Below are 14,468 nucleotides of genomic sequence, written 5' to 3' on the forward strand. Positions count from 1 at the left end.
GCCGCTCGCACTCCGAGCCCCCGGTGCCCGCCGCCGCACACCGCTTCGAAGGAATCGACACCCGCATGACCCCGGACCCGTCCGCCGCGCCTCCCGCCCCGACCCCCCAGCCACCCCGCTCCGCCGCACCGGCGTCGGCGGTCGCTCCCGTCGCCGAGTCGCTCACCGGAGCGCAGGCGGTCGTCCGCTCGCTCGAGATGCTCGGGATCGAGGACGTCTTCGGTCTGCCCGGCGGCGCGATCCTGCCCGTCTACGACCCGCTGATGGACTCGACGAAGATCCGGCACATCCTCGTCCGCCACGAGCAGGGCGCCGGCCATGCGGCCGAGGGCTATGCCGCGGCGACCGGGAAGCTCGGCGTCTGCATCGCGACCTCCGGGCCCGGCGCGACCAACCTCGTCACGGCGATCGCGGACGCCTACATGGACTCCGTGCCGATGCTCGCGATCACCGGCCAGGTGTTCTCGACGCTGATGGGCACCGACGCGTTCCAGGAGGCGGACATCGTCGGCATCACCATGCCGATCACCAAGCACTCCATCCTGGTCACGCGGCCCGAGGACATCCCCTCGGCGCTCGCCTCCGCCGTGCTGATCGCGACGACGGGGCGCCCCGGCCCGGTGCTCGTCGACATCACCAAGGACGCGCAGCAGGACCAGGCCCCGTTCGTCTGGCCGCCGAAGATCGACCTGCCCGGCTACCGCCCGGTGACGAAGGCGCACGGCAAGCAGATCCAGGCCGCGGCCCAGCTGCTGGCCGAGGCGAAGAAGCCGGTGCTCTACGTCGGCGGCGGCATCATCCGCGCCCGCGCGGCGGCGGAGCTCCTGGCGTTCGCCGAGGCCTGCGGCGCCCCCGTCGTCACCACGCTGATGGCGCGCGGCGCGTTCCCGGACTCGCACGAGCAGCAGCTCGGCATGCCCGGCATGCACGGCACCGTCCCCGCGGTGCTCGCGCTGCAGGAGTCGGATCTGATCCTCGCGCTCGGCTCGCGCTTCGACGACCGCGTGACCGGCAAGGCGGCGCTCTTCGCGCCGAACGCCAAGGTCGTGCACGTGGACATCGACCCGGCCGAGATCTCCAAGATCCGCACCGCGGACGTTCCGATCGTGGGCGACCTGAAGGACGTCCTGCCGGACCTCACCGACGCGTTCGCGAAGGCGATCGACGGCGGCGCGCCGGACACCGGCGACTGGTGGACCTACCTCAAGGGGCTCCAGGAGGAGTTCCCGCTCGGCTACACCGAGCCGGTCGACGGGCTGCTCTCGCCGCAGTACGTGATCAAGCGGATCGGCGAGATCACCGGTCCCGAGGGTGTCTTCGCCTCAGGCGTCGGGCAGCACCAGATGTGGGCGGCGCAGTTCATCAAGTACGAGCGCCCCAACTCCTGGCTGAACTCCGGCGGCGCCGGGACGATGGGCTACTCCGTGCCCGCGGCGATGGGCGCCAAGGTCGGCGAGCCGGACCGCACGGTCTGGGCGATCGACGGCGATGGCTGCTTCCAGATGACCAATCAGGAGCTCGCCACCTGCACGATCAACGACATCCCGATCAAGGTCGCGGTGATCAACAACTCCTCGCTCGGCATGGTGCGGCAGTGGCAGACCCTCTTCTACGAGGGCCGCTACTCCAACACCGACCTCAACACGGGGCACGACACCGTCCGGGTGCCGGACTTCGTGAAGCTCGCCGAGGCGTACGGCGCCCTGGGCATCCGGGTGACCAAGCCGGAGGAGATCGACGCGGCCATCGAGCTGGCGATCGCCACCAACGACCGCCCCGTCGTCATCGACTTCGTGGTCAGCCGCGACTCCATGGTGTGGCCGATGGTCCCGCAGGGCGTCTCGAACAGCTACGTCCAGTACGCCAGAGACCACAGCCCAACCTGGGACGACGAGGAGTAGACCGCATGACCCACCACGTTCTCTCCCTGCTCGTCGAGGACAAGCCGGGACTGCTCACCCGCGTCGCGGGACTGTTCGCGCGTCGCGGCTTCAACATCGAGTCGCTGGCGGTCGGGCCGACCGAGCTCGACGGGCTCTCGCGCATCACGGTCGCCGTGGACGTCGAGGACCTCCCACTCGAGCAGGTGACGAAGCAGCTGAACAAGCTGATCAACGTCATCAAGATCGTCGAGCTGGACCCCGACCAGTCGGTGCACCGCGAGCACCTGCTCGTGAAGGTGCGCGTCGACAACGTCACCCGCTCGCAGGTGCTCGAGGCCGTGAACCTCTTCCGCGCTCGCGTGGTCGACGTCGCGACCGACGCCCTCGTGATCGAGGTCACCGGCGACTCCGGCAAGACCACCGCGTTCCTCCGGGTCATCGAGCCCTACGGCATCAAGGAGATCGCCCAGTCGGGCCTGCTGGCCATCGGCCGCGGCTCGAAGTCGATCACCGAGCGCGTCTTCAAGAACTGACGGCTCGCGCCGTCCCCACTGCTCCGCCCACTCCCATCCACAGAAAAGGAAGCATCACGTGACTGAGCTCATCTACGACGCCGACGCGGACCTCGCCATCATCCAGTCCAAGAAGGTCGCGATCGTCGGCTACGGCTCGCAGGGCCACGCGCACGCGCAGAACCTCCGCGACTCCGGCGTCCAGGTCGTCATCGCGCTCAAGGAGGGGTCGAAGTCGACCGCCAAGGCGGAGGACGACGGCTTCGAGGTCAAGAGCGTCGCCGACGCCGCCGACTGGGCCGACCTGATCATGATCCTCGCGCCGGACCAGCACCAGCGCGCCATCTACAGCGAGCAGATCGCGGACAAGCTGACCGAGGGCAAGACGCTCGCCTTCGCGCACGGCTTCAACATCCGCTTCGGCTACATCGAGGCGCCCGCGGGCGTCGACGTGATCCTGATCGCGCCGAAGGCCCCCGGCCACACCGTGCGCCGCGAGTTCGTCGCCGGCCGCGGCATCCCGGACATCATCGCCGTCGAGAACGACGCGACCGGCACCGCCTGGGAGACCGCGAAGTCCTACGCGAAGGCCATCGGCGGCACACGCGCCGGCGTCATCAAGACGACCTTCACCGAGGAGACCGAGACCGACCTGTTCGGCGAGCAGGCCGTGCTCTGCGGCGGCACCTCGCAGCTCGTCCAGTACGGCTTCGAGACCCTCGTCGAGGCCGGCTACCAGCCCGAGATCGCCTACTTCGAGGTGCTGCACGAGCTCAAGCTGATCGTCGACCTCATGTGGGAGGGCGGCATCGCCAAGCAGCGCTGGTCGGTCTCCGACACGGCCGAGTACGGCGACTACGTGTCCGGCCCCCGCGTCATCGACCCGAGCGTCAAGACGAACATGCAGGCGGTGCTCGGCGACATCCAGAGCGGTGCCTTCGCGAAGCGCTTCATCGCGGACCAGGACGCCGGAGCGCCCGAGTTCCAGGAGCTGCGCGCCAAGGGCGAGAAGCACCCGATCGAGGAGACCGGCCGCGAGCTGCGCAAGCTCTTCGCCTGGAAGCAGACCGACGAGGACTACACCGACGGCAGCGTCGCGCGCTAGTCGCTAGCGCTGACGGATCGGGGAGCCCCGGGTCGTCGACGGACACCGCTCACGCGGTGGACGTCGGCGGGTCCGGGGCTTCTTCGCGTGCGGAGTGGTCGTGCTGGTCGAGCAGCCCGCGGTGTTTCTTGCTGGTCGAGTAGCCGCCTGCGGCGCCTCCTGCTGGTCGAGTAGCCGCCTGCGGCGGCGTATCGAGACCCACCGTCGCCGGACATCCGGGAGCGAGCCTCCTCCCCAGCCCTCGATCCGACCGCGCTGTCCCCGATCGGCCGCTGACCCGGCCCCGGTGTCGGTGGTCCCTGATTCAATACTCGTATGACGGAGAACGGATCGACGGACGCGGCACTCGCCCGCATGCGCGCCCTCGGCGACCGCGCCGCGGCCCGCGCCCGCGCCGCCGCCCGGCTGCGCCTCGCCGAGGCCGAAGACCTCTACGACTTCCACCGCACCGCCCTCTCCCACCCGGACGCCTTCGCCCGCGGCTCGACCCGCAGCGAGACGCGTGACCTGGTCGAGCGCTCCATTCGCGCGGAGCTCGCCGTCGCCGAGGGCCTGCCGGAGCAGACGATCGCCCGGCGCCTCGAGAACGCGCGGCTTCTGATGGAGCACCTGCCCCTCACCCGGGCGCTGCTCGCGCAGGCGCGCCTGCACTGGGAGGAGGGCGAGGCGATCTGCGCCACCGCGAGCAGCCTCCCCGACGCCTCCCGCGCGGCCCTCGACGAGCGCGCCGCGGAGGCGGCCGTCTCGATGACGCTCACGCAGTTGCGCCGTGCACTGCGCCGCTGGCGGGAGGAACTGCACGAGCAGCCCCTCTCCGAGCGGCACGCGCGGGCCCGCGAGGACCGCGCGGTGTGGGTCACCTCCGACGTGGACGGGATGGCGACGCTCTGCCTGCACGGGCCCGCCCCGGCCGTGATGGGTGCGTGCGACCGCGTCGACCGGATGGCCCGTGCTCTCCGTGACGGCGGGGACGAGCGGACCCTCAGCCAGCTGCGCGCCGATGCCTCCCTCGACCTGCTCTGCGACGGCGATGTCTTCGGTACCACCCCGGACACCGTGCACCGCCCCGACCCGACCTTCATCCCCGGCGTCCGCGCCGAAGTCCGCCTCACCCTCGCGGCGTCCTCCGCCGCCGGCCTCGACGACGCCCCCGCGGACCTCGACGGGTACGGCCCCGTCCCCGCCGAGATCGCCCGCGAGCTGATCCGCACCGCCGCCTCGTTCACCCGCGTGCTCACCGATCCGGACACCGGCGCGGTCGTCTCCGTCGGCCGTACCCAGCGCCTCCCCCCGGCCCGGATGCGCCTGCACCTCCAGCTCCGGGACCAGACCTGCCGCTTCGCGGGATGCACCCGCTCGGCCGCGCGCAGCGAGGCGGACCACACGATCGAGTGGCGCAACGGCGGCGAGACCTCGCTCGAGAACCTCGTGATGCTGTGCACCAGCCACCATCACCTCCGGCATGGTGACCGGTGGACGTACGGCACGGAGGACGACGGGACCATCGTCTGGACGACCCCCACCGGCCGAAGGATCAGCAATCGGCCACCCCCGCTTCCCGGGCGACCGCACTTCGTCGACGTACCGCCGCCGTTCTGACGGTGGGTGGATCTCGATACGCCCGCTCGGCGGGCTACTCGATCAGCATGAAGTGCGCGCACGGTTCGCAGAGCACGCAGCACATGCAGCCATGCAGTTCACGTAGCCATGCAGCTCAGGCGGTGCGTGCCGTGCGCGTCGGCGCGGGTCCGCCCGTGCTGAGCGAGAGGACGCGGCGGCGGCCCTTCACGCTGGTCGAGTGGGCCCGGAGGGGCGTATTGAGACCCCGCCTCGTCCAGCGGGGTTGGGGGCGCAGACCTGCGTTCTGGCGTGGGTGGATCTCGATATGCCCGCTGCGCGGGCTACTCGATCAGCAAGAGGAGGCCGCTGCGCGGGCTACTCGATCAGCACAGGGCGGGGTACTCGATCGGCAAGAGGGGGACTGCACGGGCACCGCGGGTAGCGTGGGGCGGATGGAGCGACGGGCACGGCGGCTGCGGCAGTGGGACGAGGGCGTGGCGGCGGCGCGGGACGGGCTGTCGTACGAGGTCTCCGCGGGGATCGTGCTGTGCGGGCTGGCCGGCGGCGGGCTCGCGGCGGCGCTCGCGCTGGCGTCCGGCGGGATCCTCGAGGCGGCGCCGGTGGCGCTGCGGACCGTCACCGCGTTCGCGCTCGTGCTGATCGCGGGGACGGCACTGATCGCGACGGCGGCTGCGATGCGACGGCGGTCGGACGCGGCGGCCGCGCGGTTCCTGCGTGCGGCCTGGCCCGTGCCCGCCGATCTCGACCGGAGCGATCTCGGCGAGACGGCGGACCTGCCGTTCGACGTCCGGCTGCCGGAGGACGCGGAGACGCCGGCCGACCTCGCGGGTCTGCTGACGCCGTCCCGGGCCGCGCGGGCCGAGGCGCGCGGTCGGGCGGGAGCGCAGGAGCTGCGGACGCGCTCCGCCGTGTTCTCGGCGCTGACGCTCGGCGTCATCGTCGTCGCGCTCCTCGGGGTGCTGCTGCTCGTCTCGGCGGTCGTGCTGGACGCCGCCGAGGGCGTGCTGATGACCGCGGCGGTCGTGGTCGCGGTCGGAGCGGGGGCCGGGATCGGCTCGACGCAGGCGAGCGGGCTGCCCTTCGCCGTGCTGCGCGTGGGCGACGAGCAGCTGGCGCGCTGCCGGCGGCTGCTGGTCGAGCTCTGGCCGGGCGACCTCGAGGAGGGGCCGCTGTCGGTGCGCGGGGGAGTCGCCGCGATCGACCGGCGACGGCTCACGGGCACCGTGCGGCGGGCGGCGCCCTCCAGCGTCGGCGCCGGGCGGGTGGCGCCGATCGTGATGCTCGCGTTCGCGCTGCTGCTGGTGGTCGTGCTGCCGCTGCTGTCCTAGCGTCGCGCTCCGGGGGCTGCTCGCGCACCTGCCCGTCAGGAGGCGGCGTCGCGGGCGAGACGGCGCAGTCCGCCCTTCGGCGGCACGAGCACGGGCTCGGGCCAGCGCGGCGAGAGGTCGTCACCGAGGGTGACCCGGCGGATCTTGCGGCCGACGAGGGGGAGCACCCAGTCGTGCGCCCAGCGGTACTGATCGCGCAGCAGCTCGCGGGGGGTCAGCGGCTCGGGTGCGTCCCAGGGCCCGGTCGAGATGGTGTGCGGCACTCCGAGGGTGTCCAGGACCTCGGCGGCGAGCACCCGGTGCCCGCGCTTGGAGAGGTGCATCCGGTCCGGCGCCCACATCGCGGTGTCGCGGAACGCCTGCATGCGCCAGTAGTCGACCAGGACGGCGCCGCGCTCGCGGGCGATCCGGCGGACGGCGCTGTTGTAGACGCGGTTGCGCTTCACGAACATCCGCGGGGCGGGCAGGCCGGGGATGTCGAAGCCGGTGAAGAGCACGAGCGAGGCGCCCGTCGTCGCCAGTGCGTCGACCAGGCGCTCGTAGTCGCCGATCAGCGTGCGCATGTCGGTGCCGAGGTCGAGGATGTCGTTGCCGCCGGCGTAGAGGGTGACCAGGGTCGGCCGCAGCTCGAGGGCGGGCAGGAGCTGCTCGGCGCTGATCTGCGCGAGACGCTTGCTGCGGATGGCGAGGTTCGCGTACTCCCAGCCGGGCTCGGCGCGGGCGAGGCGGTCGGCGACGCGGTCGGCCCAGCCGCGGACGCCGTTCGGCAGCCGGTGGTGCGGATCGCCGACGCCCTCGGTGAAGGAGTCGCCGATCGCGACGAAGCGGCGCCGACCGCCCTCCGCCGCGCGCTCGTCCGTCCCCGACTGCTCCGCCATTCTCGAAGGGTCGCCCGCGGGGGAGGCCGGGCGGTGTCCGCGCGGTGGCGGGGAGGTGTCGGGCTGCTCCGAGCCGACTGCGAGGGACGCGCGGCTAGGGTGTTGCGGTGATCGACAGCAGACCCGAGGACGACCGGGACGACGACGCGCTCAGCTGGGCGGGCGAGGGCGGCGACCCGACCCTCGTGGCCGGCGATGCTCCGGTGCGGCGACGGACGCCCCGTGCGGTGCGATCGGCCCCGGAGGAGCGGGCGGCGCGCGAGGGCGACGTCGACGAGCTGCCGGACGAGCTGCGCGAGGACGACTCCGACGACGAGCCGGACGAGGACGACGAGCGCGACGCCGCCGACGCGGCCGCAGCCTCCTCCGTGCTGCTCGTGGCGATGGGCGTCGCCGCGGGTCTGTACCTGCTCTGGACGATCGGCTGGATGATCACCGCGACGCGGCAGAGCGCCACGACCGCCTCGACCTTCGCGGGCGATCCGCTCGGCGGCGGGCTCTACGGGCTGGGGCTCTGGCTCGCCGTCGCGGGGCCGGCGACCTGGTTCGCGGCCGTCCTGCTCGGCACGCGCGGCGCCCGCACGCGCACCCGGGTGCTCTGGCTGATCGCCGGGCTGATCCTGCTGGCGCCCCTGCCGTTCCTGAAGGGGGCGTGATGAGCGACTCCGCATCGACCGACTCCGCATCGACCGACTCGACCTCGAGCGAGACCACGGTGAAGGCGACCCTCGGCGGGACCGGCCGCCGCGACGGCCGGCGGAAGCGACTGCTCCTCTCGGTGCTGATCGCGCTGGCCTTCGCCCTCTTCTTCGCCTGGGACGTCTGGGAGGGGATCGGCAACCTCGTCGGCCTGCGCACCTACGCCGCCTCGCTCGGCACCGACCTCAACGGCACGGGCTGGACGGTGCTGCTGCTCGGGCTGCTGCTGCCGGTCGTCTGCTTCGTGCTGGCGCTCGTGCTCGGCCGCCGGCGCGGGCTCCTGGCGCGCACCGGGCTGCTGGTCGCGGCGCTCTGCGTCTCGGCGGCGCTGTCGCTCGATGTGCAGCTCATCCTGGGCTTCGAGAGCCTCGTCGCGCTCTAGACGGAGGCCGCTACCGGCCGGGCGTCACACGGCGGGGGCCGTCGCGGCCCTCCGCTACAGTGGCGGGGGCTCCACCGATGCCCGTGCTCGGTGCCCGCTCCGTCCCCTCCCCGAAGGAAGCGCCTCTCGTGACTAAGCCGGTCGTCCTGATCGCCGAAGAACTCTCGCCCGCCACCGTGGACGCCCTCGGTCCCGACTTCGAGATCCGCTCCGTGGACGGCACCGACCGCCCCGCGCTGCTCGAGGCGCTCGGCACCGCCGACGCGATCCTGGTCCGCTCCGCGACGCAGGTGGACGCGGAGGCGATCGCCGCGGCCCCCGCGCTCAAGGTCGTCGCGCGCGCCGGCGTGGGCCTCGACAACGTCGACATCACCGCCGCGACCGCGGCCGGCGTCATGGTCGTGAACGCGCCGACCTCCAACATCATCTCGGCGGCCGAGCTGACCGTCGGCCACATCCTGAGCCTCGCCCGGCACATCCCGGCCGCGCACAGCGCGCTCGCGCAGGGCCTCTGGAAGCGCTCGAAGTACACCGGCGTCGAGCTCTACGAGAAGACCGTCGGCATCATCGGCCTCGGCCGGATCGGCGCGCTGATCACCGCGCGCCTGCAGGCCTTCGGCGTGAACGTCGTCGCCTACGACCCCTACGTCACGAGCGCCCGCGCGCAGCAGCTCGGCGTCACGCTCCTGCCGCTCGACGAGCTGCTCGCGCAGAGCGACTTCATCACCATCCACATGCCGAAGACCCCGGAGACCACCGGGATGATCTCGGACGCGCAGCTCGCGCTGATGAAGCCGACCGCGTTCCTGGTGAACGTCGCCCGCGGCGGGCTGATCGACGAGGACGCGCTGCACCGCGCGCTCGTCGCGAAGACGATCGCCGGCGCCGGGCTCGACGTGTTCGTGAAGGAGCCGCCGACCGACTCGCCGCTGCTCGCCCTCGAGAACGTGGTCGTCACTCCGCACCTCGGCGCGTCGACCGACGAGGCGCAGGAGAAGGCGGGCGTCTCGGTCGCGAAGTCGGTGCGGCTCGCGCTGTCCGGCGAGCTCGTGCCGGACGCGGTGAACGTCGCCGGCGGCGTCATCGACCCGTACGTGCGCCCGGGCATCCCGCTGGTGGAGAAGCTCGGCCAGGTCTTCTCCGGCCTCGCCGCCTCGCCGGTGACGTCGATCGACGTCGAGGTGCGCGGCGAGCTGGCCGGCTTCGACGTGAAGGTGCTCAAGCTCGCGGCGCTCAAGGGCGTCTTCAGCAACGTGGTGTCGGAGACGGTGTCCTACGTCAACGCGCCGGTGCTCGCCGAGCAGCGCGGCATCGAGGTGCGCCTGATCACCGACGCGGTCTCGGACGAGTACCGCAACGTCATCACGCTCCGCGGCGCCCTCTCCGACGGCTCGCAGATCTCGGTGTCCGGCACGCTGACCGGCACCAAGCAGGTGGAGAAGCTCGTCGCGATCAACGGCTACGACGTCGAGGTGCCGCTCGCGAAGCACCACGTGGTGATGAGCTACGTCGACCGGCCCGGGATCGTCGCGGTCTACGGGCGCGAGTTCGGCGACGCCTCCGTCAACATCGCGGGCATGCAGATCGCGCGCACCGAGGCGGGCGGCAAGGCCCTCTCGGTGATCACGATCGACTCGCCGGCGCCGGACGGACTGCTGGAGAAGGTGCGCGTCGCGATCGACGCCGACCTGATGCAGGAGATCGACATCACCGAGTAGGTCCGGGCGCGGCGGAGGAGACGACAGCATGGAGCGCAGGTTCGCCCAGGTCGATGTGTTCGGCGCAGAGCCGTTCCTCGGCAACCCGGTGGCGGTCGTCGTCGACGGCGAGGGGGTGCCCGACGGCGGCATGGCCGCGTTCGCGCGGTGGACGAACCTGTCGGAGACGACCTTCCTGCTGCCGCCGACGAGCGCGGAGGCCGACTACCGGCTGCGGATCTTCACGCCGGGGCGCGAGCTGCCCTTCGCCGGGCACCCCACGCTCGGCAGCGCGCACGCGTGGCTCGCGGCCGGCGGAGTGCCGCGCGAGGCCGGCGTGCTGGTGCAGGAGTGCGCGGCCGGGCTGGTGCGGCTGCGGGTGACGGAGGGGGCGATCGCGTTCGCGGCGCCGCCGCGGCAGCGCACCGGGCCGGTCGACGAGCCGACGCTGGAGCGGGCGGCGGCGGCGCTGGGGCTCGCGCGCGCGGAGATCCTCGGGCACGAGTGGGCCGACAACGGGCCGGGCTGGCTGGCGCTCCGGCTGGAGTCGGCGGAGCGGGTGCTCGCGATCCGGCCGGACTCGGCGCGGCTCGGCGGGCTCGCCGTCGGGGTCGTCGGGCCGCATCCGGCGGGGGCTGAGTGCGCGTTCGAGGTTCGGGCGTTCATCCCGGACGCGGGGGTGGCGGAGGATCCGGTGACGGGGAGTCTGAACGCAGGGATCGCGCAGTGGCTGATCGGGGCCGGGCTGGCGCCCGAGCGGTACGTCGCGGCGCAGGGGACCGCGATGGGGCGCGCGGGGCGGGTGCTCGTGGAGCGGGTCGGTGGCGACGTGTGGGTCGGTGGGGCGACGGCGACGCTCGTCGAGGGGACCGTGCGGCTGTAGGCGGCGGGTCTCGATACGCCGGCCTGCGGCCGGCTACTCGACCAGCAAAGGGGGCGGGCGGCCGCGACTGCGGCCGCTCCTTCGGCGCGTGCTTCTCCGGGGTCAGCCGGGGAGGAGGCGGGCGATGACGGCGAGGACGTCGGCGGCCTCGACGCGGGGGCTGTCGCCGGTGGGGAGCAGGGCGGAGTTGTAGTAGAGGCCGTCGCTCATCAGGACGATGGCGCGGGCGACGAGGGGATCGCCGACCGCCTCGGTGACGACGGCGTACCAGCTGTCGTGCAGGCGGGCGAGGCCGGCGCCCGCCTTCTCGTCGTTGCCCTGCGCGATGCGGGAGACGGCGAGGATGGTGCGGTCGAACGGGGTGTCCGCGGCGAACGAGGTGCGGATCAGGTAGGGGACCACGCCCTCGTCGGAGCTGCGGATGCGGTCGATGTCCTCGGCGAGGCGGTCGTCGAGCCGGGCGACGAGGCCGTCGACCAGCGCGTCCTTCGAGGGGAAGTGGTAGAGCAGCCCGCCCTTGGAGACTCCGGCGGCCCGCGCGACGGCGTCGAGGGTGGCCGCGCGCTCGCCCTGCTCGTTCAGGAGCGCCTCGAACGCGTCGAGGACGCGGTCGCGAGCGGGGGCGGCGGGCATGGGCTCCATCCTAGGGACGGTTGTCCGGCGCCGCCCCTGGCTACTGTACCGGCTGGACGGTATACTCGTCCGCGATCACCCCGTTCGAGAGAGAGCACCACTGTGTCCGCCCGCACCGCACCCGTCACCACCGTCACGACCCCCGGCCCCGCCGCGGGAGCCGCCGCCGAGCCCTCCGGCGCCCGCGTCGGCCGCCGCGCCTGGTTCGCGCTCGCCGTGCTGATGCTGCCGGTGCTGCTGGTCTCGGTCGACAACACCGTGCTCAACTTCGCGCTGCCGCTGATCGCGGAGGACCTCGGGCCGAGCGGCACCGAGCTGCTCTGGATCGTCGACGCCTACCCGCTCGTGCTCGCCGGACTCCTGGTCGCGATGGGCAGCCTCGGCGACCGCGTCGGCCGGCGGAAGCTCCTGCTGATCGGCGCGGTCGGCTTCGCGGTCGTCTCCGTCGCCGCCGCGTTCGCCCCGACGGCCGGCGCGCTCATCGCGGCCCGCGCGGCGCTCGGCCTCTTCGGCGCGACGCTGATGCCCTCGACCCTGTCTCTGCTGCGCAGCCTCTTCCCGAACCGGGACCAGCGCCGGATGGCGATCGCGATCTGGGCGACCGGCTTCGCGGTCGGCTCCGCGGTCGGTCCGCTGGTCGGCGGCGTGCTGCTGGAGAACTTCCCCTGGGGCTCGGTGTTCCTGCTCGCGGTGCCGGTGCTGCTGCCGCTGGTCGTGCTCGCACCGATCCTGGTGCCGGAGTCGCGCGACCCGAACCCCGGTCCCGTCGACGTGATCAGCATCCTGCTCTCGCTCGCGACGATGGCGCCGATCGTCTACGCGATCAAGTCGGCCGCCGAGCACGGGATCGACACGGTCGCGGTGCTCGCGCTCGTGGTCGGCGTGGTCAGCGGCGTGCTCTTCGTCCGCCGGCAGCAGCGCCGCGAGGTGCCGATGCTCGACCTCTCGCTCTTCCGCCGCGGCTCGTTCAGCGCGGCGATCGTGGTCAACCTGCTGAGCGTCGTCGCGCTCGTCGGCGGGCTGTTCTTCGTCTCGCAGCACCTGCAGCTCGTCGTCGGGCTGTCGCCGCTCGAGGCGGGACTCGTCCTGGTGCCGGGGCTCGTCGTGATGATCGGTGCGGGGCTCGGCGTGGTGCCGATCGCGCGGCGGATCTCGCCGCGGATCGTCGTGCCGATCGGGCTGATGATCTCGGCGGTGGGCTACGCGCTGCTCGCGATCGGCAGCGCGGCGCCCGGTGGCGCCTCCGCGCTCACCGTCGCCGTCTCGTTCGCCTTCCTCGGCCTCGGGATCGGCGCGGCCGAGACGGTGTCGAACGAGCTGGTGCTCGCGAACGCTCCGGCCGACAAGGCCGGGTCCGCCTCCGCGGTGTCGGAGACGGCCTACGAGCTGGGCGCGGTGCTCGGCACGGCGACGCTCGGCACGGTGCTGACGGCCGCCTACCGGAGCGGCGTGGTGCTGCCCGAGGGGCTCGACGCCGGCCAGGTGCAGCGCGCGGGGGAGACCCTGGGCGGCGCGGTCGCGGTCGCGGGCGAGATCCCGGCCGAGTCCGCGTCGAGCCTGCTGGCCTCGGCCGGAGCCGCGTTCGACGCGGGCGTCGGCTGGTCGGCCTGGATCGGCGTCGGACTGGTGCTGCTGGCCGGCGTGGTCGCGGCCTGGCGCCTGCGCCGGAGCTGACGCGGCGCGACCGGCGGGCGGGGCGGCCCGAGAGTACGCTGGGCTGGTCTCCCGCCCCCGCACACCCGAGTGCCCCCGCCTGTCTGAGGACCGCCATGACCCGCACCGTGAAGCTCGCCGTCATCCCCGGAGACGGGATCGGACCGGAGGTGATCGCCGAGGCCGTGAAGGTCCTCGACGCCGTCTCCGCCGACTCCGACCTGGTGATCGAGAAGACGCCGTTCTCGCTCGGCGCCGGCCGGTTCCTCGAGACCGGCGAGGTCCTCACCGACGACGACCTGGCCTCGATCTCGGCGCACGACGCGATCCTGCTCGGCGCGGTCGGCGGCGTGCCCGGCGACCCGCGGCTGAAGGACGCGAACATCGAGCGCGGGCTGCTGCTGCGCCTGCGCTTCGCGCTCGACCACTACGTCAACCTCCGGCCGACCCGGCTCTACGCGGGCGTGCCGTCGCCGCTGTCGGCACCCGGCGAGGTGGACTTCGTCGTCGTCCGCGAGGGCACCGAGGGCCCGTACGTGGGCAACGGCGGGTCGATCCGCCAGGGCACGCCGCACGAGATCGCCAACGAGGTCTCGGTGAACACGGCCTACGGCGTCGAGCGCGTCGTCCGGCACGCCTTCGAGCTGGCCCGCAAGCGCCGCTCGAAGCTGACGCTCGTGCACAAGACCAACGTGCTGGTCTTCGCGGGCTCGCTGTGGAAGCGGCTCGTGGCCGAGGTGGGGGCCACCTTCGAGGACGTGGCCGTCGACTACCTCCATGTGGACGCGGCGACGATCTTCCTGGTGACCGATCCTGCTAGGTTCGACGTCATCGTCACCGACAACCTGTTCGGCGACATCCTGACCGATCTGGCCGGCGCGATCAGCGGCGGCATCGGACTCGCGGCCTCGGGCAACATCAACCCCGACGGCGCGTTCCCCAGCATGTTCGAGCCGGTCCACGGATCCGCGCCCGACATCGCCGGGAAGCAGCTCGCCGATCCGACCGCCGCGATCCTGTCGGTGGCGCTGCTGCTCGACCACCTGGGTCGCGGTGACGAGGCCGCCCGCGTGACGGCGGCCGTGACCGCCGACATCGAGTCGCGCGACGGCACCTCGCGCTCCACGGCCGCGATCGGCGACTCCGTCGTCTCGCGACTCCGCTGACCCTCCTCTCCGGCCCCGCCCCCGGGCCGCCGCCACTCCAGGCCCGCACGCCACTCCAGGAAGAACCC

13 protein-coding genes are annotated in these 14,468 nt (G+C 72.9%); 11 read left to right on the plus strand and 2 right to left on the minus strand.

The window, feature by feature from the left end:
• Positions 1–65: 65 nt before the first annotated feature.
• The 5 genes from GSU72_RS06135 to GSU72_RS06155 all read left to right on the plus strand — a co-directional run bounded on the left by GSU72_RS06135 (position 66) and on the right by GSU72_RS06155 (position 6,409).
• Positions 66–1,901, plus strand: a complete 1,836-nt coding sequence (locus GSU72_RS06135) for an acetolactate synthase large subunit (protein ID WP_159984245.1) — start codon at positions 66–68, stop codon at positions 1,899–1,901.
• 5 nt (positions 1,902–1,906) lie between these two features.
• On the plus strand, positions 1,907–2,416 hold the full coding sequence (gene ilvN / locus GSU72_RS06140) for an acetolactate synthase small subunit (protein ID WP_159984246.1): 510 nt from the start codon (positions 1,907–1,909) through the stop codon (positions 2,414–2,416).
• A gap of 58 nt (positions 2,417–2,474) precedes the next feature.
• Positions 2,475–3,500, plus strand: a complete 1,026-nt coding sequence (gene ilvC / locus GSU72_RS06145; RefSeq protein WP_159984247.1) for a ketol-acid reductoisomerase — start codon at positions 2,475–2,477, stop codon at positions 3,498–3,500.
• A 315-nt stretch (positions 3,501–3,815) separates the two neighbouring features.
• A complete protein-coding gene (locus GSU72_RS06150; RefSeq protein ID WP_159984248.1) occupies positions 3,816–5,099 on the plus strand; it encodes an HNH endonuclease signature motif containing protein in 1,284 nt (427 codons plus the stop codon).
• Positions 5,100–5,512: 413 nt separating this feature from the next.
• Positions 5,513–6,409 carry a hypothetical protein gene (locus GSU72_RS06155; RefSeq protein ID WP_159984249.1) on the plus strand — a complete coding sequence of 299 codons (897 nt, stop codon included), beginning with the start codon at positions 5,513–5,515 and terminating at the stop codon, positions 6,407–6,409.
• Positions 6,410–6,444: 35 nt separating this feature from the next.
• On the opposite strand, the gene GSU72_RS06160 is transcribed toward GSU72_RS06155, so the two are convergent.
• Positions 6,445–7,287: an SGNH/GDSL hydrolase family protein gene (locus tag GSU72_RS06160; protein WP_159984250.1), complete on the minus strand. Its 843-nt coding sequence runs from the start codon at positions 7,285–7,287 to the stop codon at positions 6,445–6,447.
• 107 nt (positions 7,288–7,394) lie between these two features.
• Between GSU72_RS06160 and GSU72_RS06165 the strand changes: the two genes are divergently transcribed.
• From GSU72_RS06165 to GSU72_RS06180, 4 genes are all read left to right on the plus strand, one after another.
• Positions 7,395–7,943, plus strand: a complete 549-nt coding sequence (locus GSU72_RS06165) for a hypothetical protein (protein ID WP_159984251.1) — start codon at positions 7,395–7,397, stop codon at positions 7,941–7,943.
• Positions 7,943–8,368 carry a hypothetical protein gene (locus GSU72_RS06170; RefSeq protein WP_159984252.1) on the plus strand — a complete coding sequence of 142 codons (426 nt, stop codon included), beginning with the start codon at positions 7,943–7,945 and terminating at the stop codon, positions 8,366–8,368. The genes GSU72_RS06165 and GSU72_RS06170 overlap by 1 nt, the downstream gene beginning before the upstream one ends.
• 128 nt (positions 8,369–8,496) lie before the next feature.
• The gene (gene serA, locus GSU72_RS06175) at positions 8,497–10,086 is read left to right on the plus strand and encodes a phosphoglycerate dehydrogenase (RefSeq protein WP_159984253.1); all 1,590 of its coding nucleotides are present in this window, start codon (positions 8,497–8,499) and stop codon (positions 10,084–10,086) included.
• 28 nt (positions 10,087–10,114) lie between these two features.
• Positions 10,115–10,948 (plus strand): PhzF family phenazine biosynthesis protein, encoded by an 834-nt coding sequence (locus GSU72_RS06180; protein ID WP_159984254.1) that lies wholly within the window; start codon positions 10,115–10,117, stop codon positions 10,946–10,948.
• Between the two features lie 102 nt (positions 10,949–11,050).
• On the opposite strand, the gene GSU72_RS06185 is transcribed toward GSU72_RS06180, so the two are convergent.
• Positions 11,051–11,581 carry a TetR/AcrR family transcriptional regulator gene (locus GSU72_RS06185; protein WP_244256010.1) on the minus strand — a complete coding sequence of 177 codons (531 nt, stop codon included), beginning with the start codon at positions 11,579–11,581 and terminating at the stop codon, positions 11,051–11,053.
• Positions 11,582–11,683: 102 nt separating this feature from the next.
• On the opposite strand from GSU72_RS06185, the gene GSU72_RS06190 reads away from it, so the two are divergent.
• Positions 11,684–13,255 (plus strand): MFS transporter, encoded by a 1,572-nt coding sequence (locus GSU72_RS06190; protein ID WP_244256011.1) that lies wholly within the window; start codon positions 11,684–11,686, stop codon positions 13,253–13,255.
• A 95-nt stretch (positions 13,256–13,350) separates the two neighbouring features.
• Positions 13,351–14,400, plus strand: a complete 1,050-nt coding sequence (locus GSU72_RS06195) for a 3-isopropylmalate dehydrogenase (RefSeq protein WP_159984256.1) — start codon at positions 13,351–13,353, stop codon at positions 14,398–14,400.
• Positions 14,401–14,468: the final 68 nt, after the last annotated feature.

It is taken from the genome of Rathayibacter sp. VKM Ac-2760 (genome assembly GCF_009834185.1).
Classification (GTDB): domain Bacteria; phylum Actinomycetota; class Actinomycetes; order Actinomycetales; family Microbacteriaceae; genus Rathayibacter.

Excerpts from the sequence above, each read along its gene's own strand:
- GSU72_RS06155 (WP_159984249.1), top strand. The coding sequence starts at position 5,513 with ATGGAGCGACGGGCACGGCGGCTGCGGCAGTGGGACGAGGGCGTGGCG.
- GSU72_RS06150 (WP_159984248.1), top strand. The coding sequence starts at position 3,816 with ATGACGGAGAACGGATCGACGGACGCGGCACTCGCCCGCATGCGCGCC.
- GSU72_RS06180 (WP_159984254.1), top strand. The coding sequence starts at position 10,115 with ATGGAGCGCAGGTTCGCCCAGGTCGATGTGTTCGGCGCAGAGCCGTTC.
- GSU72_RS06160 (WP_159984250.1), bottom strand. The coding sequence starts at position 7,287 with ATGGCGGAGCAGTCGGGGACGGACGAGCGCGCGGCGGAGGGCGGTCGG.
- ilvN (WP_159984246.1), top strand. The coding sequence starts at position 1,907 with ATGACCCACCACGTTCTCTCCCTGCTCGTCGAGGACAAGCCGGGACTG.
- GSU72_RS06135 (WP_159984245.1), top strand. The coding sequence starts at position 66 with ATGACCCCGGACCCGTCCGCCGCGCCTCCCGCCCCGACCCCCCAGCCA.
- GSU72_RS06170 (WP_159984252.1), top strand. The coding sequence starts at position 7,943 with ATGAGCGACTCCGCATCGACCGACTCCGCATCGACCGACTCGACCTCG.
- GSU72_RS06185 (WP_244256010.1), bottom strand. The coding sequence starts at position 11,581 with ATGCCCGCCGCCCCCGCTCGCGACCGCGTCCTCGACGCGTTCGAGGCG.
- GSU72_RS06195 (WP_159984256.1), top strand. The coding sequence starts at position 13,351 with ATGACCCGCACCGTGAAGCTCGCCGTCATCCCCGGAGACGGGATCGGA.